The sequence below is a fragment of the Oceanobacillus rekensis genome (assembly GCF_002153375.1).
GTDB classification, from domain to species: Bacteria; Bacillota; Bacilli; order Bacillales; family Amphibacillaceae; genus Oceanobacillus; species Oceanobacillus rekensis.
Genome location: NZ_MTBQ01000007.1, coordinates 106,263 through 130,720, shown reverse-complemented (window position 1 = coordinate 130,720; position 24,458 = coordinate 106,263). Strand labels below are relative to the sequence as shown.

23 protein-coding genes and 1 riboswitch are annotated in these 24,458 nt (G+C 38.4%); of the genes, 2 read left to right on the top strand and 21 right to left on the bottom strand.

Annotation, left to right across the window (positions count from 1 at the left end; genetic code table 11):
• Positions 1–67: 67 nt before the first annotated feature.
• From purK to BV906_RS16195, 4 genes are all read right to left on the bottom strand, one after another.
• Positions 68–1,198, bottom strand: coding sequence for a 5-(carboxyamino)imidazole ribonucleotide synthase (gene purK / locus BV906_RS16210; RefSeq protein ID WP_087974668.1), 1,131 nt, complete (start codon positions 1,196–1,198; stop codon positions 68–70).
• Positions 1,185–1,676, bottom strand: coding sequence for a 5-(carboxyamino)imidazole ribonucleotide mutase (gene purE, locus BV906_RS16205; protein WP_087974667.1), 492 nt, complete (start codon positions 1,674–1,676; stop codon positions 1,185–1,187). The genes purK and purE overlap by 14 nt, the downstream gene beginning before the upstream one ends.
• A 202-nt stretch (positions 1,677–1,878) precedes the next feature.
• Positions 1,879–1,980: riboswitch (purine riboswitch) on the bottom strand.
• 145 nt (positions 1,981–2,125) lie between these two features.
• On the bottom strand, positions 2,126–2,749 hold the full coding sequence (locus BV906_RS16200) for a DUF2179 domain-containing protein (protein WP_245844238.1): 624 nt from the start codon (positions 2,747–2,749) through the stop codon (positions 2,126–2,128).
• 90 nt (positions 2,750–2,839) lie between these two features.
• Complete coding sequence (locus tag BV906_RS16195) at positions 2,840–3,547, bottom strand: MOSC domain-containing protein (RefSeq protein WP_087974666.1); 708 nt, start codon at positions 3,545–3,547, stop codon at positions 2,840–2,842.
• Between the two features lie 80 nt (positions 3,548–3,627).
• On the opposite strand from BV906_RS16195, the gene msrA reads away from it, so the two are divergent.
• Positions 3,628–4,152, top strand: a complete 525-nt coding sequence (gene msrA / locus BV906_RS16190) for a peptide-methionine (S)-S-oxide reductase MsrA (protein WP_087974665.1) — start codon at positions 3,628–3,630, stop codon at positions 4,150–4,152.
• A gap of 31 nt (positions 4,153–4,183) precedes the next feature.
• Here the strand turns inward: msrA and BV906_RS16185 are convergent, their stop codons facing one another.
• Entirely contained in the window at positions 4,184–4,909 is a 726-nt protein-coding gene (locus BV906_RS16185; RefSeq protein WP_087974664.1) for a gamma-glutamyl-gamma-aminobutyrate hydrolase family protein, read from the bottom strand.
• Between the two features lie 241 nt (positions 4,910–5,150).
• Here BV906_RS16185 and BV906_RS16180 point away from each other — a divergent pair, with 241 nt between their 5' ends.
• On the top strand, positions 5,151–6,323 hold the full coding sequence (locus BV906_RS16180; RefSeq protein WP_087974663.1) for an MFS transporter: 1,173 nt from the start codon (positions 5,151–5,153) through the stop codon (positions 6,321–6,323).
• A gap of 38 nt (positions 6,324–6,361) precedes the next feature.
• Here the strand turns inward: BV906_RS16180 and BV906_RS20300 are convergent, their stop codons facing one another.
• The 16 genes from BV906_RS20300 to BV906_RS16105 form a co-directional block, all read right to left on the bottom strand.
• Entirely contained in the window at positions 6,362–6,559 is a 198-nt protein-coding gene (locus BV906_RS20300; RefSeq protein WP_087974662.1) for a nucleotidyltransferase substrate binding protein, read from the bottom strand.
• Between the two features lie 141 nt (positions 6,560–6,700).
• Positions 6,701–8,206 (bottom strand): acyl-CoA synthetase, encoded by a 1,506-nt coding sequence (locus tag BV906_RS16170; RefSeq protein WP_087974661.1) that lies wholly within the window; start codon positions 8,204–8,206, stop codon positions 6,701–6,703.
• Positions 8,207–8,933: 727 nt separating this feature from the next.
• Complete coding sequence (locus BV906_RS20070) at positions 8,934–9,056, bottom strand: hypothetical protein (protein WP_281254159.1); 123 nt, start codon at positions 9,054–9,056, stop codon at positions 8,934–8,936.
• A gap of 7 nt (positions 9,057–9,063) precedes the next feature.
• Positions 9,064–9,972, bottom strand: coding sequence for an intracellular short-chain-length polyhydroxyalkanoate depolymerase (gene phaZ / locus BV906_RS16165; RefSeq protein WP_087974660.1), 909 nt, complete (start codon positions 9,970–9,972; stop codon positions 9,064–9,066).
• A 19-nt stretch (positions 9,973–9,991) separates the two neighbouring features.
• Positions 9,992–10,999, bottom strand: a complete 1,008-nt coding sequence (locus BV906_RS16160; protein WP_087974659.1) for a 3-oxoacyl-ACP synthase — start codon at positions 10,997–10,999, stop codon at positions 9,992–9,994.
• Positions 11,000–11,014: 15 nt separating this feature from the next.
• Complete coding sequence (locus BV906_RS16155; protein ID WP_245844225.1) at positions 11,015–12,013, bottom strand: branched-chain amino acid ABC transporter permease; 999 nt, start codon at positions 12,011–12,013, stop codon at positions 11,015–11,017.
• A 5-nt stretch (positions 12,014–12,018) separates the two neighbouring features.
• Positions 12,019–12,876, bottom strand: coding sequence for a branched-chain amino acid ABC transporter permease (locus BV906_RS16150; protein WP_087974658.1), 858 nt, complete (start codon positions 12,874–12,876; stop codon positions 12,019–12,021).
• A gap of 16 nt (positions 12,877–12,892) precedes the next feature.
• Entirely contained in the window at positions 12,893–13,600 is a 708-nt protein-coding gene (locus tag BV906_RS16145) for an ABC transporter ATP-binding protein (RefSeq protein ID WP_087974657.1), read from the bottom strand.
• Complete coding sequence (locus BV906_RS16140) at positions 13,584–14,351, bottom strand: ABC transporter ATP-binding protein (protein WP_087974656.1); 768 nt, start codon at positions 14,349–14,351, stop codon at positions 13,584–13,586. Before BV906_RS16140 ends, BV906_RS16145 begins: the two co-directional genes overlap by 17 nt.
• A gap of 81 nt (positions 14,352–14,432) precedes the next feature.
• Positions 14,433–15,671, bottom strand: a complete 1,239-nt coding sequence (locus tag BV906_RS16135) for a substrate-binding domain-containing protein (protein WP_087974655.1) — start codon at positions 15,669–15,671, stop codon at positions 14,433–14,435.
• An 83-nt stretch (positions 15,672–15,754) separates the two neighbouring features.
• Positions 15,755–16,753, bottom strand: a complete 999-nt coding sequence (locus BV906_RS16130) for a 3-oxoacyl-ACP synthase (RefSeq protein ID WP_087974654.1) — start codon at positions 16,751–16,753, stop codon at positions 15,755–15,757.
• Positions 16,750–17,157 (bottom strand): MaoC family dehydratase, encoded by a 408-nt coding sequence (locus tag BV906_RS16125; protein WP_087974653.1) that lies wholly within the window; start codon positions 17,155–17,157, stop codon positions 16,750–16,752. Before BV906_RS16125 ends, BV906_RS16130 begins: the two co-directional genes overlap by 4 nt.
• Before the next feature lie 7 nt (positions 17,158–17,164).
• Positions 17,165–18,655, bottom strand: coding sequence for an o-succinylbenzoate--CoA ligase (gene menE / locus BV906_RS16120; RefSeq protein ID WP_087974652.1), 1,491 nt, complete (start codon positions 18,653–18,655; stop codon positions 17,165–17,167).
• A complete protein-coding gene (locus BV906_RS16115; RefSeq protein ID WP_087974738.1) occupies positions 18,656–19,222 on the bottom strand; it encodes a TetR/AcrR family transcriptional regulator in 567 nt (188 codons plus the stop codon). It abuts the gene before it with no gap.
• Positions 19,223–19,466: 244 nt separating this feature from the next.
• Positions 19,467–22,718: an AfsR/SARP family transcriptional regulator gene (locus BV906_RS16110; RefSeq protein ID WP_087974651.1), complete on the bottom strand. Its 3,252-nt coding sequence runs from the start codon at positions 22,716–22,718 to the stop codon at positions 19,467–19,469.
• 268 nt (positions 22,719–22,986) lie between these two features.
• Positions 22,987–24,291 carry an NCS2 family permease gene (locus BV906_RS16105; protein WP_087974650.1) on the bottom strand — a complete coding sequence of 435 codons (1,305 nt, stop codon included), beginning with the start codon at positions 24,289–24,291 and terminating at the stop codon, positions 22,987–22,989.
• Between the last annotated feature and the right edge of the window lie 167 nt (positions 24,292–24,458).

The following is a 24,458-nucleotide window of genomic DNA, read 5'->3' as shown; positions in this document are numbered from 1 at the left end:
TCAGTGGTTGTAGAGACATTTTAAAATGATAAGCATAATAAAATATCTTTTCGATTGTACTAGCTAATTAGTCCATGAACAGCTTGAACTTTTCAAGCTGTTTCTGTACTGCATCTTTATTCTCTGCAATAAATGTAATATGGCCCATTTTCCGCTTTTCTTTTGGCTCTGCTTTGCCATACAAATGCACAAATCCATCCTCTGCCTGTGGTAATGCCTTCAGTACGCCATCCATATCTACCCCTAATATATTGATCATTACGGTTGGCATAAGTAATTTGATCTCTGTCAATGGGAGTCCGCAGATTGCACGGATATGCTGCCCAAATTGAGAAATATTACAAGCCTCAATTGTATAATGTCCGGAGTTATGTGGTCTTGGTGCCATTTCATTCAAGAAAATGCTATCTCCTCGAACAAACATTTCAATTGCAAATGTACCAACGATATTCATTTTGTCTGCCAGTGTCTTTGCCGCTTCATATGCTTTGTTTTGGACATCGACACTGATCTCTGCCGGGACTGTTGTTTGATACAAAATATGGTCCCGGTGATCATTTTCTGCAATAGGGAAGAAGGTAATCTTTCCCGTAGTAGATCTTGTAAACACGACAGATATTTCTTTATCAAAAGTGATCCACTGTTCAATAATGCAATATTCATTTTCCTCAGCAAATACTGCGGCCTGTTCACTATCATCCTGTGAATTTAATTTAATTTGCCCTTTACCATCATAACCACCACGGCAAGTTTTAATTACAGCCGGAAAAGTAAATTCCTTTAATGCTTCTCTGCATTCCGTAGCATTTTTAACAATTGCAAAAGCAGGAATTGGGAGATCAGTATTTTTCATTAACTGCTTTTCTTTTTCACGGTTTTGCGTAATTTCAAGGGCATATGTACCTTGCGGAAGTTTCCCCTTTTTTTCTATATATGCTGCTGCATGGAGATCAACATTTTCAAATTCATAGGTTACAACGTCACTAACTTCTGTTAATTCCTTAATTGCATCCATATCATCATAGGGAGCGGTTATTTGAATATCTGCTACCTGGGCAGTTGGACAATTTGGTGTTGGATCGAGGACAGCAATCTTATATCCCATATATCTGGCTGCAATTGCCATCATTCTGCCAAGTTGGCCCCCACCGATAATACCAATCGTTTGTGGCGGAAGGATTGTTTTACTTTTCTGCAAGATTTTCCCTCATTTCCGAGACGCTAGCTCGCATTTTTTCGCGATAATTCTCAAGATTTGTTGCTGCTGATTCATCAAAAGTACCGATGATTTGTGCTGCAAGGATTCCAGCATTAATTGCTCCAGCTTTACCAATTGCCACTGTCGCTGTTGGAACTCCACCAGGCATCTGTACAATGGAAAGTAACGAATCCAATCCATTTAGCGCTTTACTTTGAACAGGAACTCCAATAACTGGCAACGTCGTCTGTGATGCAACCATACCAGGCAGGTGTGCAGCACCCCCAGCCCCAGCAATAATTACCTTTAACCCACGATTCCGAGCTGTTTTTGCATAGGTAAACATCTCATCCGGTGTACGATGTGCTGAAATGACATCTTTTTCATAGGTAATGTTCAATTCTTCAAGTACTTTACATGTATGTTCCATTGTGTCCCAATCGGAGATACTTCCCATAATAACGCCAACATTTGCCATCAAATCCCTCTTTCCACTTTATTATTCACTCATAAAAGAAGCCTATTCCTCTCCCTCATAATGAGAGAAGATGAATAGACTTTAGCTTTCGAAAACATTTAAATCGAAGTCAAAAAGAAGAGTAAAAAATAACCGGAATTAGCAACTTGTCATTTTTACCGGCCTTCTTGATCATTCATTTAAACAGATTATTGCATTTATGCAATAAATCATCCTCCCTCATAGTCCAGCATTTTATGGTGCTGGGTAGAAACTTCCGAGCCATATTCTCAGTAAATATATGAGGTACCGTATTTAATTGTCGAATTAAGCATAACAAATCAATAGCAAAAAATCAATAAATTAACGAACATTTTTTATTATATTTCAACCAACGTTCGGCTTTTGAGCAAACACATCTTTATAAGATGTAAAAAGAGCATATCAATACGATATGCTCTTGACGAAAGTCATTTTTCCCCTGGCTTCGATTCCGGACCAACATCCGGTTGCTGTACAACTGGCTTATCTTCACTTACTTTCTTTTTCTTCGGCTTCATCAAGCTGCCTTTTCGCACTTGTTTCACCCAGAATCCACCATAAATTTGCTTTGGTTCATAGGAAATGATAAATGCCTTTGGATCAATCTCCTTAATCATTTCATAAAGTCGCAATTCATATTTTCTTGGTGTCAGAATTTGCATAGATAAACGGTCCCCATCCATTCCATAGGAAGACCAGCTTGTTACACCATATCCTTTTTCCCTTATTTTTCTTGTGAACTTAAGATCTGGATTTGATGAAACCACATTTACCGTTATGTAGCCAAGTGCAAGTTTCTCTTCAATTTTGGTTCCTACAATGACACCAGTTCCGAATCCAATCGCATATGCAACGAGGTTTTGGATTTCATTTAAATTATCTAACACAAGTCCAAGTCCCACAACATAAATAACAATTTCAAACATACTTACAAATGCAGCTATATACCTTCGACCCTTTAATGTAAGAATCATACGTATCGTTGATAATGTTACATAGACGACATTAATTACGAATATAATTGCGACCATTACAAATGCATTACTAAGCAAAATAATTCCTCCCTATATTGCTGATGACATAAGGATAACGTAAATATTATGTTTAATGTGGAAATTTCTATCATTTTAAAAAAGTAATTTTTATTTATTTGGCCCAAAAACCCGCTTCTCCACATTCGAATCTTGACCGCGTAATCTTTTCTGTAATGTCCGCTTCCAATTTCCTGCTAATAAGTCACAGGATGCAAGATCATCTGCTAAACGTAGATCATCTTTATATACATGCATTACTTCATTACATGCAGCAATCGACCATTGTGGATATGGTCGTTCGATTAACTCCATATCGGATCCAGCTTGGACATGACCTTCTTGCAATACGCGGAAATACCAGCCAGTTCGGCCACTTTGTTGAATACGTAATATGAAATCCATGACTTGAACACGACGAGCCGGCTTCCAACAAGGCTGGCGCGGCTGTGAAACTTGAATAATTGCATCACCAATCTTGTATGTATCACCAATACAAACCGTAAATTCATCCATTTCCAGAACAGCAAAATTCTCCCCCATCGTTCCCATATCAATGGAATCGGAATCTAGCTCTTCTTTCCAGAATGTATAGTGTTTAATCGGGTAGGCAAATACAGCTTTTTCCAATCCACCGTGATTCTTTTTATCTGCAACTTCATCTCCTGAAAATCCCATTTTACTTAACCAGATTTTTTCATCCGTTTCGTTTTTAAATATGCCACTTTCCCAAGGTCTATCCATCCTATCGGTAGCATTTTCCTTGCCGGTTTGCTTCACTTTACCGATAAATAATTTATGTACATATGGTTCATCCATTATCTCACCTGCTTTAGATTATGTTATATTATAATATACTTGAATATTATAACGATAACAATTAACTGGGGGATATTCAATTGACTAAAACTAAAAAAGCAACATTTGCAGGTGGCTGTTTCTGGTGTATGGTCAAACCATTCGATCAGTGGGATGGCGTACATCGTGTGATTTCTGGATATACAGGCGGTCATATTGAAAAACCATCCTACGAGGAAGTTAAGCTTGGAAATTCTGGACATTATGAAGCTGTGGAAATTACCTATGATTCGGAAAAGATTACTTACGAGACCATTGTAGACCTATATTGGAAACAAATTGACCCGACAGATGACGGTGGGCAATTTCAGGATCGCGGTGACCAATATCGAACAGCAATCTTTTATCATGATGATGAACAAAAGAGGGTTGCAGAAGCTTCCAAGCTGGAATTAGCTGGCAGTGGGAAATTTTCCAAACCAGTTGTTACTGAAATCCTTCCAGTAAAAGTCTTTTATCCTGCTGAAGATTATCATCAGGATTTTTATAAAAAGAGTAAGAAGGACTATGAAGCAGATCGAGCGAAATCCGGTAGAGATGAGTTTATCGACACTGTATGGAAGTAACAAGTTTACAAGTTAGAACGGAGCCAAACAATCAGGCTCCGCTTACTATTTCCTTACATGCGTCAATAAAACCTCGATAAATATTAAGCGAAGGATCATCTTTTACATCTACCATTCCCTCTGGATGCCATTGTAAACCAAGAACAAATGGATGGTTCTTACTTTCAATTGCTTCAATAACACCATCACTTGCCTTCCCACTAATTTGAAAATTTTCAGGAACTGCTCTATTTGCCTGATGATGATAACTGTTTACCCGGAATTTACTTTTACCTGTCAACCGGTAAAGCAATGTTCCTTCCTCAACTTGGACGAAATGGGAGCAATAATCAAATGGTGCTTTTTGTGAATGCTGCAACAGCTCTTTATCCATTTGCGAATAAATATCCTGGTACATATCACCACCCACAGCAATATTTAATATCTGACTTCCCCTGCAAACTCCTAGGATTGGTTTTTCCTTTTCAAGCATTTTCTTCATCATAGCTAATTCTGCTTGATCCCGTTCAGGAATGATGGTTCCAAGCTTTGAGTGGGGTTCTTCGTTAAAGAGGATTGGGTCAATATCGTAGCCACCTGTAGCATATAACCCATCGATTCGCTCTGTGATCTGATTTATTTCCTGATCATTCGCTAAATAAGGCAGAATAATAGGGATTCCTCCCGCTTTCTGAATCGCCTTCACGTTTCTGTTTGCTACAGAGTAATAGGCCCGATTTGTTTCCATCGATGCTGTAATACCAATTATCGGTTTCATTAAACTTCCCTCTTTTCTATACATATGCTATACGTTTCATTTATTATTCTTTATAGAACCATTTTGTCCTGCTTCATTTGTTAATAAGTTTTTCCATACAAGTATTTAACTCTAAAGAATCATGATATAGTAAGAAAATGAAATTTATACTAATGCACTTGTTCATGATAGATTTCCTGAATAGTCATTGTGATCAATTCATCGTTTTAAAAAGTACATGGAGAGGGAGAACTGAATAATTTTGTCTAAGAAAGAATCGCTCATACCTTTAAAAACGCTGTTTATTAGCTTTCATGCTTCCAATACAATTCTTATTAGTTTTCTACCGTTGTATTTGCAATTCCGTGGCTTGAACGGGACACAAATCGGTTGGGTTCTTGCTGTTGAATCACTTGCATCCATACTTGCGCAGCCTTTTTGGGGCTATTTAAGTGATAAATATAAAACAGTTAAAAAAATCTTATTTATTTGTATTATTGGTCTGCTGATAGGAAGCACCATTTTCTTTCAAATGGATACATTACCTACTATCTTAGTAATGGGAGCAATATTCTACTTTTTCGCCACTCCAGTAGGTGCACTTACGGATAGTCTCGCACAACGACGATCAATGGAATTAAATGTCTCATTTGGTTCTATACGCATGTGGGGATCTGTCGGCTTCGCCATATCATCACTCATTGTGGGCGAAATTCTCTCAAGCTTCGGAATCGAATATATGGGTTGGGCATATTTAGTTTTTGGTATGTTAGCATTAATGACTCTTTTCCCATTAAAGGATGTTAAAGTTGATGCCACACCAGTCCGAATAAAAGACTTAACAAGGATTGTAACAAATAAGCCTTTTTTAATCTTTTTATCTGTTATTGTTTTTATTACCGTTACACATCGGATGAATGATTACTACATGGCATTATACATTACGGAACTAGGTGGAACGGAAAGTTTAGTTGGTCTGGCCTGGTTTGCTGGTGTTATTGCGGAAGCAGCAGTCTTTGCACTTGCTGGTTTCTGGTTTAGGAAGTACCATTCCATGATATTCATCATCGTTGCTTCCATTTTGTATACAGTTCGCTGGTTTTTATATGTCGCTGTTGATGATCCGATGATGATTGTTGCACTACAATTTATGCATGGATTAACCTTTGGTGTATTTTACACGGCTGCATTTGATTACGTGACAAGATTAATCCCAACATTTTTACAATCGACCGGACATCTCGTATTTTTCTCCGTATATTTTGGCTTCTCAGGGATTATCGGATCACTTGCAGGGGGCTCAATTATCGAGAACTTTGGCGGAGAATCGATGTACTTGTTTATGGGATCCCTAGCTGCAGTAGGAACGGTCTTAGTTATTGTCTATCATGTGCTACCGTACGGCAAAGAAAATATTGCCCGTAATAATGAATAAAAAAATAGGAACTGTGGATTGGATAACAGTTCCTGTTTTTATTTACTTTTATTAATTTTCTCTTCAATAGAATGACCAAATTGTAAAGGTAAATTATTATAGTTGCTTTTAATCTTTTCATATATTAGTCTCGCTTCTGCTTCATCATATAAAAGTGAAGTTTTATTGCAATCTATCATCATATCGATCCACTGCTCACCATCTTCAATTATTCCATATGCTAATGCTTCACGAATAGCTCCTCTTGACTTCTAATATCACCTATACCTGTAAATTCCAGATACATTTTCATAAGTTTTAAAGCTTAGTTCAAAGGTAAACTCGGGAACGTTGGATGACTCCATCAATAATAATATCTTCTAAAAGCACAATTCCCATTAGGATACTGTGCTATCTTTGGCATTGCTGAACTTCTCCTTCAGTGCAGCTTTATTTATTTTACCGACATGGGTTTTCGGCAGTTCTTCTATTATGATGAATTTTTTGGGAACCTTGTATCGGGATATCTTTTGGCTAGAATGCAATTCAAGTTCCTTTGGTGTTATCTCTGATTTGGTAACAACAAATGCCACGACAATTTCACCCCACTTTTCATCTGGCAAACCAATGACTGCAGCTTCATCAACAGCCTGATGGGATTCAATCCAATGTTCCACTTCCAGCGGATATACATTTTCTCCACCGGTAATAATCATGTCTTTCTTTCTTCCGACAATGTATACAAAGCCCTCTTCGTCCTTTCTGGCAAGGTCCCCAGTATGGATCCACCCATCTTTAATCGTTTCCTTTGTCTCCTCCGGTTTATTCCAATAGTACTCAAATCCGTGGTTTCCCCGTATCAATAACTCACCGACTTCCCACGGCTTTGCCACTATACCGCCTTCTCCAATAATTTCTATATCATTGAAGATCATTGCTTTTCCTACAGAGCCTAGTTTACGTACTGTATCTTTCGGATCGATATAAAAGTTATTCGGACCTGCTTCCGTTAAACCATAACCTTCTTTAAAAGCAAGCCCTTTTTCAGAAAAAGCCTGATATATTTTGAGTGGGCACGGGGCACCTCCGGACACAAAAACCTTCATATCCGGGAAACTAGATTGTTTAAACAAATCAGTCTGAATGATCATATGGTACATGGTCGGTACAAATAATACGACTGTACATTTGTATGTAATAAGATCTTCAACCGCTTTATTGGGTTCGAATTCAGAAGATAGTACGACCCTTCCACCAACCAATAATAAGGGCAAGGAATGTACATTTAATCCACCCGTATGAAACATGGGCAAGCATGTCAATGTCGTATCATCCTGATTCAGATTCCAGCTAATTATTGTATTCAGGGCATTCCACAAAATGGAGCGATGCGATAAGACAGCACCTTTAGGACGGCCAGTGGTTCCTCCTGTATAGATCATTGCTAAAGGTTCTTCCTCTTTTAATTGGTTATCTATGGTGAATGATTCGGATTGCAAATGGTTCAGATAATCATTGTGATCAATCATTATCAATTCTGATTTTGTATCAATTGATTTTATTTTATCTTCGAATAACGGGTCAATTCCAATCATCCTTGGATCACAGTCTTTAATGACGTATTCCAGTTCAGCCTCAGCCAATCTCCAGTTTAGTGGGATAAAGATTGCACCTATCTTAATGGCAGCAAAGAGGAAGTCAAAAAAACTTATGTGATTTGGAGCAAGTATCGCCACCCGATCCCCTTTACGGATTCCTTTTGAATAGAAATAATTCCCAACTCTAGTGGCGCGTCGATGAAGCTCGGCGTATGTCCACGAATCATTTGTATCTGAATCGATAATTGCTATTTTATTTGGTGTCAGACTAACTCGACTTTCAAACCAATTAATATCATAATTCATTCTCCCGATTCCTCCCCGTCAATCCAAACTTTGCCTTACTTAGTTGTATTAAGTATATGAATCGATAGTTACAACACAGTTACATTTGAATTTTGGGATAGCTTCTAAATCAGCACTTCCTGTACCATGATTGTCGATCTCTACCTCCTCTCATTCAATTAACTTTAATAAAGAGGCTCTTATCTTAATGTCAGTAGTTCAGATAACGTATGTAGAGAAAAACTTAAATTCGCAACAATATTCTCACCTTAATTAACCATATAAAAACGCTCGGACTAAAAATCCAAGCGTTTCTCTAGTTTAACTTTTGTCTTATTCAACTAAATTCACCAGATAAGACAATTAACATTTCCTATATGAAGCTTTCGCTTGTATTTTTATCTTATTTGATGGTTCATGAGCTCTATGAGTGACCGTTTCCTTGTATTTTTGTCTTGTTCGGTCGTTCATCAGCTCTATGAGTGACCGATTTCTCGTATTTCGGCCTTGTTCGGTCGTTCATCAGCTCTATGAGTGACCGATTTCTCGTATTTCGGCCTTGTTCGGTCGTTCATCGGCTCTATGAGTGACCGATTTCTCGTATTTCGGCCTTGTTCGGTCGTTCATCGGCTCTATGAGTGACCGATTTCTCGTATTTCGGTCTTGTTCGGTTGTTCATCGGCTCTATGAGTGATCGATTTCTCGTATTTCGGCTTTGTTTGGTCATTCATCAGCTCTATGAGTGACCTTACTCTTGTATTTTTTCGTTGTTTGGTTGTTCATCGGATTTATGAATTACATTTTTCTGAGCGCTTGCCAGGTGACCGATTCCATTTGCTGACCCTGTTATAATCGAAATTTTGTTCTGCAACGGGTATTTACGATTCATTCCCCTCTCCCATTAAAAAATCCTCCATCGTATGCAGTAACTGTTCCAAATCATCGATATGCGGGGAGTGTCCACAGCCCTTCAGTTCTTTATAAACAGCACGTTCACCAAAGTCTTCTATCAGTTCATCTGTCATTTGTTTTGTCACAACCATATCATGCTCTCCCCATAGGATCATTACAGGGATACGGATATCTTTCACCTTGTTCTCACCTGCTACGAGTCCATTATGAACATCGCTAATATTAAATATGTTCAATGCCCGATAGCATTCTGCTAGATTACGTTGTGTTGTCATGTCCTCCAAATATTTTTGATACCTGAACGGATCCGGTTGATTTTTAACATAAATGGTCATATCCCATATTTGCTTTAAAAAGGCATAATTCAGCGTATCATATGCCGTTTGGATAATTTTTGTCTTATCATCATCACGTACTTCTTCCAAGGTTTTTAATCGATTGTTGATATCCGGTAGTCCATCCTCACCTACCGGATAAAAGGCATATCCTCTGGAAGACCCTGAAGCAAGTAAAACTAAGCGATTACAATAAGCTGGATAATCAGCACAGAATTGCTGACAAACCATTCCACCTAAAGACCAACCGACCAATGCAAAATCCTTTAAATCCAATTCATCTGTAAACAGTTTTAAATCGTCTGAGAAGTCTTTAATACTTGAAATCGGATGTTGATAACTGGATTCCCCATACCCTCGTAAATCTACCGCATACACCTTATAATCCTGGGAAATATTTTCGATTACGATATCCCAATGAACAGAGGATGTCATGTTGCCGTGTACGAGTACAACAACCTTATGGCCACCTTCTCGCTCTCTGTATGCTATTGATTCCCCATTGGATAATGTTACTTTTTTTAAAACTACGTCTGTCATTCTAACGACCTCCTATTAGTTACCCCCATTTAATAACATTTGCTCCCCACGCATAGCCAATCCCGGCAGAAACCAGTACGACTATATCACCATCTTTTAATTTCCCTTGCTGTTCGGCAAGTTCCAGTGAAATAATTTGATCCATCTGACCAATGTGCCCAAGGTTTTCCAAATAGATTGACTTATCATGGTCCACGCCAAGTTTATCCAGGACATTAAGATGGGCAGATCGCTTCATATGAAGCATGGCAACATAGTCTATGTCTTCTTTCACATACCCACTTTTATACAATGCTTTCTCGATACAAGTAATAAAATTTGCCATTGATTTTTCTTCCAATCGCCGTTTCATACCAGTCGGATCTAACACGTCAAATTGATAAAGCCCAGCTTCTAACGTTTCCTTTGTAATTGGATTCTTTGTTCCACCTGTCGTAACAACTACATCTTCAGACAATGCCCCATCTGTCATTAAGTGCGTCCCAAGCAAGTTATTTTTTTCATAACCTTTTTGAAGTATGATTGCTCCACCACCCGCTCCAAGATTGAACATAAACCTCGTGTTGGCATTCTTGTAATTAATAAAGTCACCATTACGATATCCACCAGCTAAAAGCACTGTTTTTATTTCCTGATCAGCAGTCATTAAATCTTTTGCCAGCTTTAGTGCCATGATTGTCGTCCCGCATCTTAATGCTGTGTCAAAGGACCATGCATGTACTGCACCAATCTCGTGTTGCAATTTTATTCCCGCTGTCCAGAGGGGGTATTCTTTATGTTCTTCACCAATATAAATAACGAGATCAATCACTTTTGGGTCAATTCCAGCCTTCTCAATCGCTCTCTTAGCAGCAAGAACACCCATATAGGCCGTGTGATCATCTTCTGCAGGTATCGTTTTTTCCTTTATACCTAGCTTTTGCTCGACAACGTCAACCGGAAGTCCTGCAAGACCAGCCAATTCATTTGAAGACATTCGTTTTTCAGGGAGATAGACCCCCGTACTGACAATTCCAATAGCAACCATATTAAACACATCCTTTTATTTTCCAACTGTTTTACGACTATTCCGTAATCCCTTTATGGAACGATTCATAAATTTAGACTGGAGAGTACCAATTATTCCTAATGGGAAAAATATAACAACTAAAATATATACCGTTCCATAAAGAATGATCCAACGTTCAAATATCCAATGGACATCGGATAAACCAGATAACCAGTGATGGGCAAGTTCAACAAGACCAGCTCCCAAAATCGGCCCGACTAACGTGCCAACTCCACCAATAATCGTCATTAGCAACACATCGATTGTTAGATCAGTAGCAAACACACCTGTATTAACAAAACGGAGGGACAGCGCGTATAAAACCCCTGCAATACTGGCAACAACTCCCGCTGCAACACTTGCAATAACTTTGTAATGCAGTACTTTATACCCTAATGATTCAGTCCGTGCTTCATTCTCGCGTATCGCCATTAATACTCTGCCAAAAGGAGATTTTGTAAAACGTCTTAATCCGAAGAATAATAGGACTAAAGAAACCAAACAAAGTACGTATAGATGATGGGAGTCACGCAATATTTCTGGAAGCCGAAACGTAAATCCGTCGTTTCCTCCTGTAAGTGAACGCCACTTTTCAGCTGCCACCAGAAATAGTCCGGCAAGTGCTAGAGTCAGCATGGCATAGAAATGACTCTTTAATCGAAGTGTTAATGCTCCAACAATAAAACTTACGATGGAAGCAATAACAACAGCTACCAATATCGCTACAAAAAAAGACAACACGGTAGCATCCATGCGATCCATAACAATAGCGGTTGAATACGCACCAATCCCAAAAAACATCACATGTCCAAATGAAATAATACCTGTGAAACCTAGCAATATATCATAACTCATTGCAAAGATCGCAAAAATAAATATTTGTATAATAATAAATTGCATACTCCGTCCAGTTATGATAAACGGAACGATAAATAATAATAAACCGATGATGATAAAAATCCAAGTACTCTTCTCCACATTACGGATATTCAATTACCTCACCCCTTTCCGAATAATCCTTGTGGTCTGAAAATCAGGACAACAGTCATTAATAGCATATTTACCGCAAGCGATAGTGCTGGAACATAATAAGCCATAAATGCCTGTGCCAATCCTACTAGAATTGCTGCAAAAAGAGATCCCGAGAAACTGCCCATTCCACCAATAACTACTACAATAAAAGCAAGGATTGAAAATTCAAGTCCCATTTCGGCATAGATAACTCCCGAATACACTGCATGCAATATTCCGCTTAATGCTGCCATACCAGATCCAACCATAAAAACGAGCATGAATACAAGTTTTATATTAATACCAAGGGATTGAACCATTTCTTTGTTCATCACTCCCGCCCGGACGATTAACCCGACTCGAGTACGTTTTAAAATAAATGATGAAACGATAAAAATAAGTAAACCGACTGCAATAATAAATAGTCTATACTTTATAAGTACGATATCTCCGACTAGGAAACTGCCCTGTAGAATTTCAGGAGGGAATACAGCCTTCTGATCTGGACCAAATACAACCTTTATAAATTCCTGTAAAACGAGCATAAAACCGAGTGTAATCAGAATCTGCTGAATATGATTTCCGTAAACAGGCCTTATAATTAGCCTTTCCGTTACGAGACCAAGCAATAAACCAGTTATGATTGCTATAATAATCCCCACAATGAAACTGCCTGTCATCTGAAAGCTCCATACACCAGTGTAAGCTCCCCATATAAATAGTCCACCATGTGCGAAGTTCAATACACTCATTAAGCCGAATATTAATGTTAAACCTGCTGCAAGAAGGAAGATCAACATACCTGTCGCAAGTCCATTAACGGTTAAACCAATGATTAAATCCATATGTCTATCCTCCTCCCTATGATATACCGAGGTATTTTTTCATTAATCCCTTATCATTCTTCAATTCTTCCATTTGTCCCTCATGCACCGTTTTACCGTCGTCGATAATGAAAAATTGATTTCCTATTTTACTTGCCATCATAAAGTTCTGCTCAACAAGCAAAATGGTTGTATTTTCTTTCATTTGTTCAATCGATTCAGTAACTTTGTCTACAATAATTGGTGCAAGGCCTTTACTTGGCTCGTCGATTAGCAGCAGTTCATTCTTATTCACATATGCACGTGCAATGGCGAGCATCTGTTTTTGCCCACCACTTAACGCACCTCCTGGTTTTTTCCAAAACTTCTTCAGATCCGGAAATAACTCAAGTACCCATTCCATTCGTCTCGTTGTTTCCTCATCCTCTTTCTTCATCGCAACTCTCATATTCTCACCAACTGTTAATTCACCAAAAATACCTTGGTCTTCCGGCACATAACCAATACCTAAATTCGCTATTTTGTGGGGTGGCAAATCGTTAATTTTTTCATCTTTAAATCGAATCGTTCCTTTACTAACTTGATTGAGCCCCATGATTGTACGTAATGTAGTGGTTTTCCCAGCGCCGTTTCTTCCTAGTAATACTGTCACCCCGCCTTTTTTTACACCAAAATTGATTCCTTGCAAAATATGAAACTTCTGGATATGTGCTTCCACCTGGTTTAATTCAAGTAAGCTGTTCATTGTAACTACCTCCTAAATAGGCAGACTGAACCGTCTCATTTTCAACTATTTGTTCTGGAGTTCCTTGAGCAATCAACTCTCCGTGGTATAAAACAAGCACCTCATCAGACATGTCCATAATCATATCCATTTTGTGCTCAATTAGAACGATGGTGCGATCTTCCTGTCTTTTAATCTCCTTAATAACTTCGATGATGGCTGGTACCTCTTCCAGGGACATTCCTGCTGTCGGTTCATCGAGCAATAGAATTTCTGTTTCCAGAGCGAGCAGCATGGCAATCTCCAACTTTCTTTTTTCTCCATGGGCCAAATGGACAGCAATGGATTTCGCCTTATCTTTCAAGTAGACTCTTTCAAGCAGTTCATGTGCTTTATCTTCAAATTGTTTGTAATGGAGAAAGTGAGCGATCATCTGGTAACGAACCTTTGCTTGGGACTGGACAGCTAAGCGAACATTTTCCAGTACCGTTAGATTCGGAAAAATATTAGTAATCTGAAAAGACCTTCCAATGCCTCTTCTTGTTCTTTCAGTAGTTGGAAGCTTTGTTATATCTCGGCCTTTATAATAGACGGAACCAGTTGTTGGAGAAAGTTGCCCGCTAAGCAGATTAAAAAAAGTGGTTTTTCCTGCACCATTCGGACCAATAATAGAGGTGAATTTCTTTTCCGTTATTTGGACAGACACGGAGTTTACAGCCACATGCCCTCCAAAAGCGATGCTTAAGTCTTTTGTTTCCAATATTGTTTTCATCGTCTTCCTCCTCTAATGCTTGATGAAGAACATACCCTTACCAACAAACAAGGAGGTAAGGGTAATGTTCTAAATCGATTATTACTCATTCATAATTGGTGGTGCTGTTTCTTCCGGTGTTAGTATTCGATTTAATACTGGAACAGGATAATCCACTTCATCACTTTCTTCTAATGTAATGGAGTACATTTCCTGCAATGCCTGATGGTCTTCTGGACGGAAAGTCATGGTACCTTTCGGCGTATCAAAGCTCATTCCTTCCATCACTTCAATCAAAGCATTCGCATCTGCTTCACCTTCATTTTTGTTAAGCGCTTCCACAATTGCAATGGCTGCACTCATTCCACCTGGAGTAAATAGATCAGGAACTGCTCCATCAAAACGTTTCTTATGTTCCTCAACCAACCAATCATTCACTTCATTATCCGGCAATGTATGGTAGTAAACAGTAAATCCTTCCATTCCTACTAATTGAGTCATTGTAGCAAGTGCAGCGATATCTGGAGCACCTGTTGTAATTTGGATACCTTGGTCCTGCAATCTCATATCAGAGATCTGATTCCAAGGTGAATTTGCTCCAGACCATACAACAAATAAGTAATCTGGGTCTGACTCAATTATTTTTTGGATATTTGCTGTAAAATCTGTTGCAGCCTGATCCGCATATTCCTCATGGACAATATCTGCTCCCAAGTCTTCTGCAGCTGCCACAAATGCCGCTACACCATCATGTCCAAATGAATAATCAGGTGCCAGTGTCGCAATTTTGACACCTTCCCCTGCAATAGACGCTGCTGCTGCAACCGCATCCTGTGCTGAATTCCTTGCAGTTCGGAAAATGTAATCATTGTATTCGGATCCCGTAATGCTATCAGCCGCTGCAGGTTCAACAACCATAATTTTCTCGTATTCTTCAGCCAAAGGTGTCACCGCCAACGTATCACCAGAACTGGAGGAACCTACGAGAAAATCAACTTCCTTATCTTCTAGCAGACCAATTGCTTTCTGGCGTGCAACTGTGGGATCTGTTTCTGTATCTTCAAAGAAAACTTCAATTTTCTTGCCGGCAACCTCCATTGTTCCATCTGTAGCATATTCGAGTCCTAATTCAAAACCCTTCTTTGTCTGATCTCCATAGGCTTCCAATGCACCTGTCAAAGATGCTAACACTCCTATTTTGATTGTTTCTTGTGTATCCTCCGGTGTATCTCCAGATGAATCTTCTGAATTGCTGGATGCATCTTCACTGTCATTGCATGCTGCCAAAATACCAACAAAGAATAAAACAATCAATAGTGACCATATTCGGTTAACCTTCATAATTTCTCCCCCTCAAAATTTAATCACTTTACATACTGCTATCATAAATAGAAGAAGTTACAGGAAAGTTACAAACAGGTTCTTCACCCAAACCAACGTAGTGCAGTTGCTGCCCATGTATAACCGGTTCCAGCAGAAACGATGACCGCAATATCCCCTTTTTTCAGTAAACCACGTTCCTCTGCCAGGTATAAACCGTAGCATGGATCAAGAGCAGACATATGCCCATGATGTGTTAGATAAATGGCTTGTTCCTCTTTTATTCCCACATGATCAAGCATTTCCTTAAACATGGATTTTTTCGTATGGAGTGGTAAAAGCACCTTTAAGTCCTCCAATGTCAGCCCACTTCTCTCTAATGATTGTTTAATGACATTCGTAAAATTGGGAATCGATACAAGGTCCAAGCGCTCTTTCATACTGGCTGGGTTTGGCACATCAATATAGTGCATTTTTTGCTGAACTACTTCTGAGCTTACTGGATTTACTGAGCCACCTCCCGGAACAAGTACGTCTTTACTGAATGAACCATCTGTAATTATCGACGAAGCAAGAATTTCGCTCTTTGTCGCATTTTTCGTTACTAATGCAGCTGCACCACCATCTGCAAAATTAAACATAAACCTTGAACGAGGATTTTCATAGTTGATGGTCATTGATTCCTTCGTTCCACCAACAAGCAAAATATTGTCTAGTTTTTCATCAGAATAGAGCATATCCTTTGCAACTTTAACAGCTATCGGAAAACATGAACTAACATTCATCAGCTCAAAGGCATACGAATTGCTGGTTCCCAGTTCATGTTGTATTTTTGATGAAGCCGTCCAAATCTGATAATCTTTGAAAGGGCTCCCAAAATAAATTACAATATCTATTGTTTTCGGGTCTACTTTACTCAGAATCTTTTTCCCTGCAGCTATCGCTAAATCCGATGCATGCATATGGTCTGGTGCTATTCTTTTTTCAGATAGCCCAAACTTCTCTATAATTACCTGTTCTGGAATGGTAGTTTTAAGTGATAGTTCTGCTGCAGTTTCCTTCCGTTCAGGTTCATAAATACTGGTTGCCTGAATACCAATCATATATCTAGCTCCTTCTTTGGCAGTTTCATTACTCCCTCACCATCCAGGACAATACTCCCATTTTGATTTTTACAAGTTGTTTTTAACGTTATTAATCTATTATCCAACTCAATCACTTCTGCAAGAGCGGTTATCGTGTCACCTATATAAACAGGCTCCGTAAAATACAAGGTTTGCGAAACATAGATTGAACCTGGTCCCGGAATATGCATTCCCAATAATCTGGACAGGAAACTCGCTGTAAGTAATCCAAGGCTGATGCGCTTACGAAAAAATGTATTTTTGGCATATTCCTTGTCAACATGTATGGGATTATAATCGCCACTTAATCCTGCAAACATTACAAAATCTGTTTCCGTTACGGTTCTTGAAAAACTCGCTGAATCTCCAATTGCAAAGTTCATAACGATATCACCTCCAAAGTAAATTCTTATTTAATTCTTTCTTATCAATTTTTCCTGTTGCATTTTTAGGAATTTCCTCCACTACTATCACCTTTTTAGGTACTTTGTATTTAGCTATTTTCATGAGGCAATAGGATCTAATTTCCTGTTTACTTATTATTTCATCATTATTTAAGGAGACAAAAGCAATTGGAACCTCTCCCCATTTATCGTCTTCTACTCCGATTACAGCTACTTCATTAATTTGCGGTAATTCGTTAATTATCTGTTCGACTTCTAATGGATATATATTTTCCCCTCCAGATATAATCATATCTTTCTTCCTTCCAGCGACGTATATGAATCCTTCCTCATCTTGTCTCATTAAATCACCCGAAAAAAACCAGCCATCTCGAATTGCTTCATTTGTTTTTCCAGGCAATCCCCAATACTCCTTCATGACATTCGGACCTTTTATGAGAAGTTCACCTACCTCTCCATTTTTAACTTGATTGCCTTCATTATCTACAATTAAAATGTCACAAAACATGACCGGCTTTCCTATAGAGCCCACTCTAGTTTGGTAATCTTCCCTGGAAAGCATGAAAATCGTTGGTGCAGTTTCCGTCATTCCCATTCCCTGTCCAAAAGGCAATCCCCTTTCTAAATAGGCGTTTATGAGTTCTTTCGGGCAAGGGGCGCCACCACTGTAAAACCATCTTACGGATGAGAAATTTGCAGTTTCAAATAAGTGATGTTTCCGGATAGCGTCATGTATCGTGGGCACTCCCATTACGATTGTTACACCAGTTTCTTCAATTATTTGGATTGTGTTGTCAGGATTAAATTTTCCAGGGATAATAACCGTACCGCCGGCAAGTAATGTTGGAAAGGCAAATAACCCAATTCCACCGATATGAAATAAAGGCAGAAGGACAATCACTTTATCCTTAGACGTAATGTCTATTGCATACTGGCAATTGATCGCATTCCAAAACATATTCGCCTGGGTTAACACAGCTCCTTTTGGTCTCCCGCTCGTTCCGGATGTATAGCATATGATAAAGGGATCATTTGCAGCATCTATTTTTACATGTTTTACTTTTATATCAAGACTGCTTTCTTCATCCTCAAAGTAGAAAGCGTTTTCAAATTTTATAAGATTGCAAATGGCATGATATAAATCAGCAGTTTCCTCCTCGTAAATGATTGTTTTGGTTCTACTATCGTTTAATTGAAATGTTAATTCCTGGGCAGTCAGCCGAATATTTAATGGCACTGCAATCAACCCAAGCTGAGCAATGGCAAAATAGGAAATCAGATACTCTTCACGATTATTGGAAAGGATAGCTATTCGTTCCCCTTTTTGAAGGAGATATTTCTTCTGAAGCAAAGCAGCCATCCATTCAACTCTTTCCGAAAGCTCTTTGTACGTATACTTATTTTTATCACTGATTAATGCGATACGTTCAGGTGTTATAAAAGCTCGTTTATGGATCCAGTAGGAAATAGGTTCCAATTATTTTACCTCCTGTCGTTTCAGACCATTAAAGATTACCTCCATAACCTCATCCAATACTTCATCAGGGACTAATCTCTCCTCCCAAAAAACCCAGCGCATCCCGATAAATTGACCGATTCCCATTAAGCAATAGGCAATCGTCTCTGGGGTCAAAGCTTTACATTCATGACTATCAACAGCTTCCTCGATCGATTTAATAAATCCATCTGCAATCTTCTCGTAATACCAACGATATAGATTCTTATCCACTAATACCGACTGCTGTACAATACTGTAAAAATTACGATGATTAATTACCCATTCGAAAAATGCGAGAAAGCCGGCCCGCTGTTTTTCTTCAAATGTTGTTTTTCCTTCCATTGCTAATTTAATCTGATGTCGAAAATTTGAACTCAATTGATAAACGAGTTCATCATATACTGACTTTTTCGTAGGAAAATAATTATAAAAAGTACCTTGTGCCACACCAGCCTTTACAGTAATTTCAACGATGGATGCTTCAAAATACCCCTTTTCACCGATAATCTCTTCTGCAGTATCTAAAATCTTCTGTCTTGTTTTCATACCTTTTGATGTTAACTGATTTTCTTTTATTCCTGACACATGAATCACCTCTCAGTTTTAGTTTATACAAAAATTTCAGATAAATTACAAGTGTTTTTCAAAAATACTACCTACAGATAAATAATTCATTTATCTTTCTGTCTTAGACCTCTATAACTTTTTCAAGACAAGCAACATGGTAAACTAAAATGCCTTAATCTGAATAGGTCCCTTAGGAGGTCACCTCTTCAAATTAAGACATATGTCAGTAAGTATTCAATTCTTCAGATTCCATTATCAACTGGTACATTTCTTTTGTGGATTCCATTGGTTCCACGCCAAGCTCCGTTTGCAGCGCATCACAGCACTTCCCATACCATTTCATTGCCTGCGGACGATTATTGTTCTGATAATAACTATACATTATCAGACGATAGGCCTCCTCCCAAGTACGATCAATAACCAAAATCTTTTCACACCAAGCCATACATTGGTTAAATTCCAACAAACGTACTGATACTTGAGCCATCTTCTCCGCACCTCTAAGATAAAGCTGTTGCAGCCGTTCTCTCTCCGTTTGACACCAGGATGTAAAGCGAAGGTCGGACAAGTATTCCCCATAATACAGTTTCAAGCCCTTCTCAAGTAATTCCATTGCATGTTTTGGATCCCTATCATCCATGCCTTTCATAACCAAGTCTTCAAACTGAATGCAATCCAATTCACACCCTGCATCCGGGTTTAATCCATATGCACTTCCTTCTCTCATAATAAAAAATGATTCCTCTCTTGCTTTCCTATGAGGCTCCAATACTTTCAATAAAGCATTAAGTGTTACTTTGAAACTTTTACTCACATTCGCTTCATCCTGATCCGGCCATAAAAATTGAAAGATCTCTTCCTTTTGTAAAAGTTTTTTACGGTTGGTTATAAGCAACTCAAATAATTCCTTAGCTTTACCCCGTTGCCAATCCTTGGGCTCTATTTGTTTCGTTCCAAGCCATATTTTAAATTGGCCAAGTGTACTTATCCGCAATGTATAACCTGGATGATTTTTAATCGATTCACTCAGGTTGAGTTCATACATTAACCTGGATACATATTGCGGTGCGATACCTAGCTCGTTTGCTTTTAATAACATTGGAGCAATATTTTGCATGTCTGTCGGCCCAAAGACTGTTTTTCTTTTCAGGAAAAATTCATATTCCTCTGTCTGCACTTCATGGAGAAAACGTTCCATCTCAAACTTAAATTGATCTTCCGCTTCATTTTCAAATGAAATGTAAGCATTCCAAAATGTGGTTACCATCATTCCATAGCGATCACCACAGGACTCCATATCAGACATTACTTGTTCATTCATTATCCAAGCCTGTTCGAAATTATGGTTATAAACCTCTGTTATCATCATACCAAGCTTAATCAGCGCACTTAACCAACGGTCGTTTACTTTTTCTGTTTCCTTCAACCCTTTAACCGCATAGTCCATGGCCCGGTTATAAACTTGCCGTTTGCCGTATAAAATGGAGAGACCCATATATGGTTCGGCCTTACCTCTTGAAATATTGATTTTACCCATCATTTCAAGCGCTGTTTCATAACATTGGATTGCTAGATTTGTATCATAATGGTCTGTCAATTGAACCGCATGCCCCATCCGTATCCAACCACATGCTTCCACAAATGGGGCTTGTATAGAAAGTCCTAGTTGAATCGCATCTGAAGCAAGCTGCTTACTTACTTCAGCATGACCCATAAAAGCTTCAATAATAGACAAAAGTAAATCTGTCTCACGGTGGGATTGCGGTAAATGTTTATGATTACTGGTATCGCTGTCCTTTTTTCTATTTAGCAGAATTTCTCTTGCCTTAACCAATCTTCCGGTACGCAGGTAAATTCTTGGCTGCAGATTACTTTCTTCCATCGGTAGGTTGAGTCGCTTTGCCCGTTCAAACCAAACTTCCGCCTTTGTTGCTTTGCCGGCATTCAATAAATTCTCCGCCATTAACAAATACAACTGAGCCATATCCTCAGGCAATCCCCCGGCTTTATCCCTGTAATGTATGGCTTGATTCACAAATCGTTCTGCTTGATCAGGCTGAATCGTATCCAGATAAATACGTGCCATCCCTTCCAAAGCCTGACTTCCGAGATAATGGTTTTCCTTTGTTTGTTCCGGCATTGAATGAATAATACGTTCATAATTATTCATTGCTAATTCATATAAGGATCGATAACGTTCAATCTCCCCTTGATAAAAATAAAGAACCTGCGTCTGTTCTTTATACTTATCTGGCAAATCCACCAATAAGTCATAGAGGGTATTAAGCCTTCCAGAACGCAGCATGTCGGGTCCGATATCTTTCAATAAATGAGCAATCTTATAATATTCCTCTACCTTTTGGTAATGGTTAAGAGCGGATTCCATACTCTCTCTTTTTTCAAAATAACTCGCTGCACGTAAATGCAATTCTTTGTATTCGCTTTCATAATTCTTCAGCAGTAGGTTTTCCAAAAATGCTTTAAATAGTGCATGATATCGGTAATAATTTCTATCACCTTCAACGATAAACAAGTTTTGCTCAATCAGACCCACTAGAATATCCTCTGACCCCTTTATTTGCAATACCTCATCACAACTCTCTGGTGATAGAATATCAAGTATGCTCGACTGCATGAGGAACTGCTGAATGATGAACGACTGCTTCGTTAATACTTCTGCAGCAAGATAGTCAAATAGGTCCCTTAACGATCTTTTTTGGTTCGTAAAAATCGCCTCTAATGATGTGCCTGCGTTGAGTTGCTGAATAAGCATATTAAATGCAATCGCCCAGCCTTCCGTTAACTGGTAGATTTTAGTTACCTCTTGGTCTGTTACTTTTACATGATGCACATCTTCTAGAAGGTAATGCATCTCCTCTGGAGAAAAGACTAAATCAAATTGGGTTATTTCTAGTAAATCTCCCTCAACCTTTAATTTAGGAAGAACTTCCCACCTTGGTTTCTTTCTACTGGATATTATTATATGAAGATTCGGTGGAATATGGTCGAATAAATAAAGCATCCAATTCTCAATTTCATTTGAATTGGCAACATAATGAAAATCATCCAACACGAGTATGACCTCTTCTTTTAATTGAATAATTTCATTTATAAAAGAAGTCACCAATGAATAGATGTGTTCTACATCAACATAATTATTAAGATTTTGTAGTTCTAGCAGAATGGTGTCACCAAAATAGAAATGGTTTTGTTTAATCGATTGAACCAGTTTGCTGATAAATGGCAGGATAGCGGCATCGTTTGGGGAAACAGAATACCAGCTTACATCTTTATTTATCTCATGCACAAATAATGTCAATGCTGTGCTCTTTCCGTAACCAGCACCTGCATACAATAATGTTAAAGGATACTTCTGGATATTTATTAGTTTTTTATTTAATTTACTCCGTTGTAGAAATCGTTTTCTTACCTGTGGTGGAGTAAGCTGACTTTGTATGATTGGTACTGTTCGCAAGCGATATCCTCCCCCTATTTTATTTAACTTAATATTCTATCATTTTAACATAGAATTTCTTTGTTTTTGTTGGATTCTTTCTCATTTTATTCTTTCCGTAACTTGTTTATGATTTGTTGATGGACGATATATGTGAGATTAAGAGCAAGCTTGCAGGTTTAGTAAAGTTCTGTCCTTATTATCTTGTCACAATGATTAACCTTAACCACTCGGGACGAAACCAAAAAAAGAGCTAAACCCCGAAGGATTCAGCCCTTATTCCAAATTCTTAGCTAAGGAAAACAAAATACAATATAAAGATAACAAACAATCCATACATGATCGGATGAATTTCTTTAGTCCGACCTTTTACAAGCATCGTAATTGGATAGAATATAAATCCGATTGCAATTCCCGTAGCAATACTATACGTTAAAGGCATCATCAATACCGTTAAAAATGCTGGTACTGCAATTTCGAATTGATCCCATTCAATATCTTTCAATGCAGATGCCATCATAACACCGACGATAATTAATGCTGGTGCAGTTACCTCTGATGTAACGACACTTAGTAAAGGTGAAAAGAAAAGTGCTAGTAGGAAAAATCCTGCTGCAACGATGGCCGTAAACCCTGTACGCCCACCAACACCAACACCTGCAGTTGATTCGACATAGGATGTTGTTGTTGATGTACCAACAGACGCACCGACAATTGTTGCTGCTGAATCTGCAAATAACGCTTTTCCAGCACGTGGTAATTTACCATTTTTCGTTAACCCTGCTTGCGTTGCCACTGCGACAAGTGTTCCTGCAGTATCAAAAAAGTCAACAAATAAGAAAGTTAATATAACAACTAGCATTTCGATTGTAAAAATATCACCAAAATGTAAGAAAGCCTGCCCAAATGTTGGTGCCATGCTCGGAACACCACTTACGATTCCGCTAATCCCAGACGGTACAGGGATTATTCCAAAGATCATACCTGCAACAGCAGTGAAAATCATTCCATAAAAGATACCTGCTTTGATACCAAATGTAATGAATATAACAGAAACAACTAAACCAAATATAGTCAATAATACTGTTGGTGAAGTTATATCACCAACTGCAAGTAATGTAGCTGGATCTGCAACAATGATACCTGCATTTTGAAAACCAATAAATGCAATATAAAGCCCAATCCCTGCCCCAACTGCCAGCTTCAAGCTTGCTGGAATGGCGTTGATTATTTTTTCCCGAAGTCCTGTTAATGTTAAAATAACAAAAATAATACCTGAAGCTAAAACACCGGACAATGCCGTTTCCCAGGGAATTCCATACCCTAGCACAACCGTATAAGCGAAGAATGCATTCAATCCCATACCAGGTGCAAGAACGATAGGATATTTAGCAATCAGTCCCATTAAGAGAGACCCTACAGCAGCTGCAATTGCTGTAGCTGCAAACACTGCCCCTTCATCCATACCTGTTTCACTTAAAATGGATGGATTCACAAAAAGTATATATGCCATTGCCAGAAATGTTGTTAATCCAGCCATAAACTCTGTTTTATAACTTGTGCCAAGTTCTTCAAACCTAAAATAATTCTTCAATGACCTTCCTCCTTCAAAAAATTGCCCCAAAAAACTGCAATACTCACTACATTAACTATAGGTTCACACTCTGAAAAAATACGAGTACTAAATAAATTACATTGTAATATTACTATTCGGTCAGTACATTGTCAATAAAATACGGACAATAAATATATTTAAATGGA

Coding starts and splice junctions, on each gene's coding strand:
- BV906_RS16160 (WP_087974659.1), bottom strand. CDS start 10,999: ATGGTTGCTATTGGAATTGTCAGTACGGGGGTCTATCTCCCTGAAAAA.
- purE (WP_087974667.1), bottom strand. CDS start 1,676: ATGGCAAATGTTGGCGTTATTATGGGAAGTATCTCCGATTGGGACACA.
- BV906_RS16135 (WP_087974655.1), bottom strand. CDS start 15,671: ATGAAGGTTAACCGAATATGGTCACTATTGATTGTTTTATTCTTTGTT.
- BV906_RS16130 (WP_087974654.1), bottom strand. CDS start 16,753: ATGATTGGTATTCAGGCAACCAGTATTTATGAACCTGAACGGAAGGAA.
- BV906_RS16145 (WP_087974657.1), bottom strand. CDS start 13,600: ATGAACAGCTTACTTGAATTAAACCAGGTGGAAGCACATATCCAGAAG.
- BV906_RS16125 (WP_087974653.1), bottom strand. CDS start 17,157: ATGAACTTTGCAATTGGAGATTCAGCGAGTTTTTCAAGAACCGTAACG.
- BV906_RS16185 (WP_087974664.1), bottom strand. CDS start 4,909: ATGAAACCGATAATTGGTATTACAGCATCGATGGAAACAAATCGGGCC.
- BV906_RS16170 (WP_087974661.1), bottom strand. CDS start 8,206: ATGAATTATGATATTAATTGGTTTGAAAGTCGAGTTAGTCTGACACCA.
- BV906_RS16115 (WP_087974738.1), bottom strand. CDS start 19,222: ATGAAAACAAGACAGAAGATTTTAGATACTGCAGAAGAGATTATCGGT.
- BV906_RS16140 (WP_087974656.1), bottom strand. CDS start 14,351: ATGAAAACAATATTGGAAACAAAAGACTTAAGCATCGCTTTTGGAGGG.
- BV906_RS16195 (WP_087974666.1), bottom strand. CDS start 3,547: ATGGATGAACCATATGTACATAAATTATTTATCGGTAAAGTGAAGCAA.
- phaZ (WP_087974660.1), bottom strand. CDS start 9,972: ATGACAGACGTAGTTTTAAAAAAAGTAACATTATCCAATGGGGAATCA.
- BV906_RS16150 (WP_087974658.1), bottom strand. CDS start 12,876: ATGGATTTAATCATTGGTTTAACCGTTAATGGACTTGCGACAGGTATG.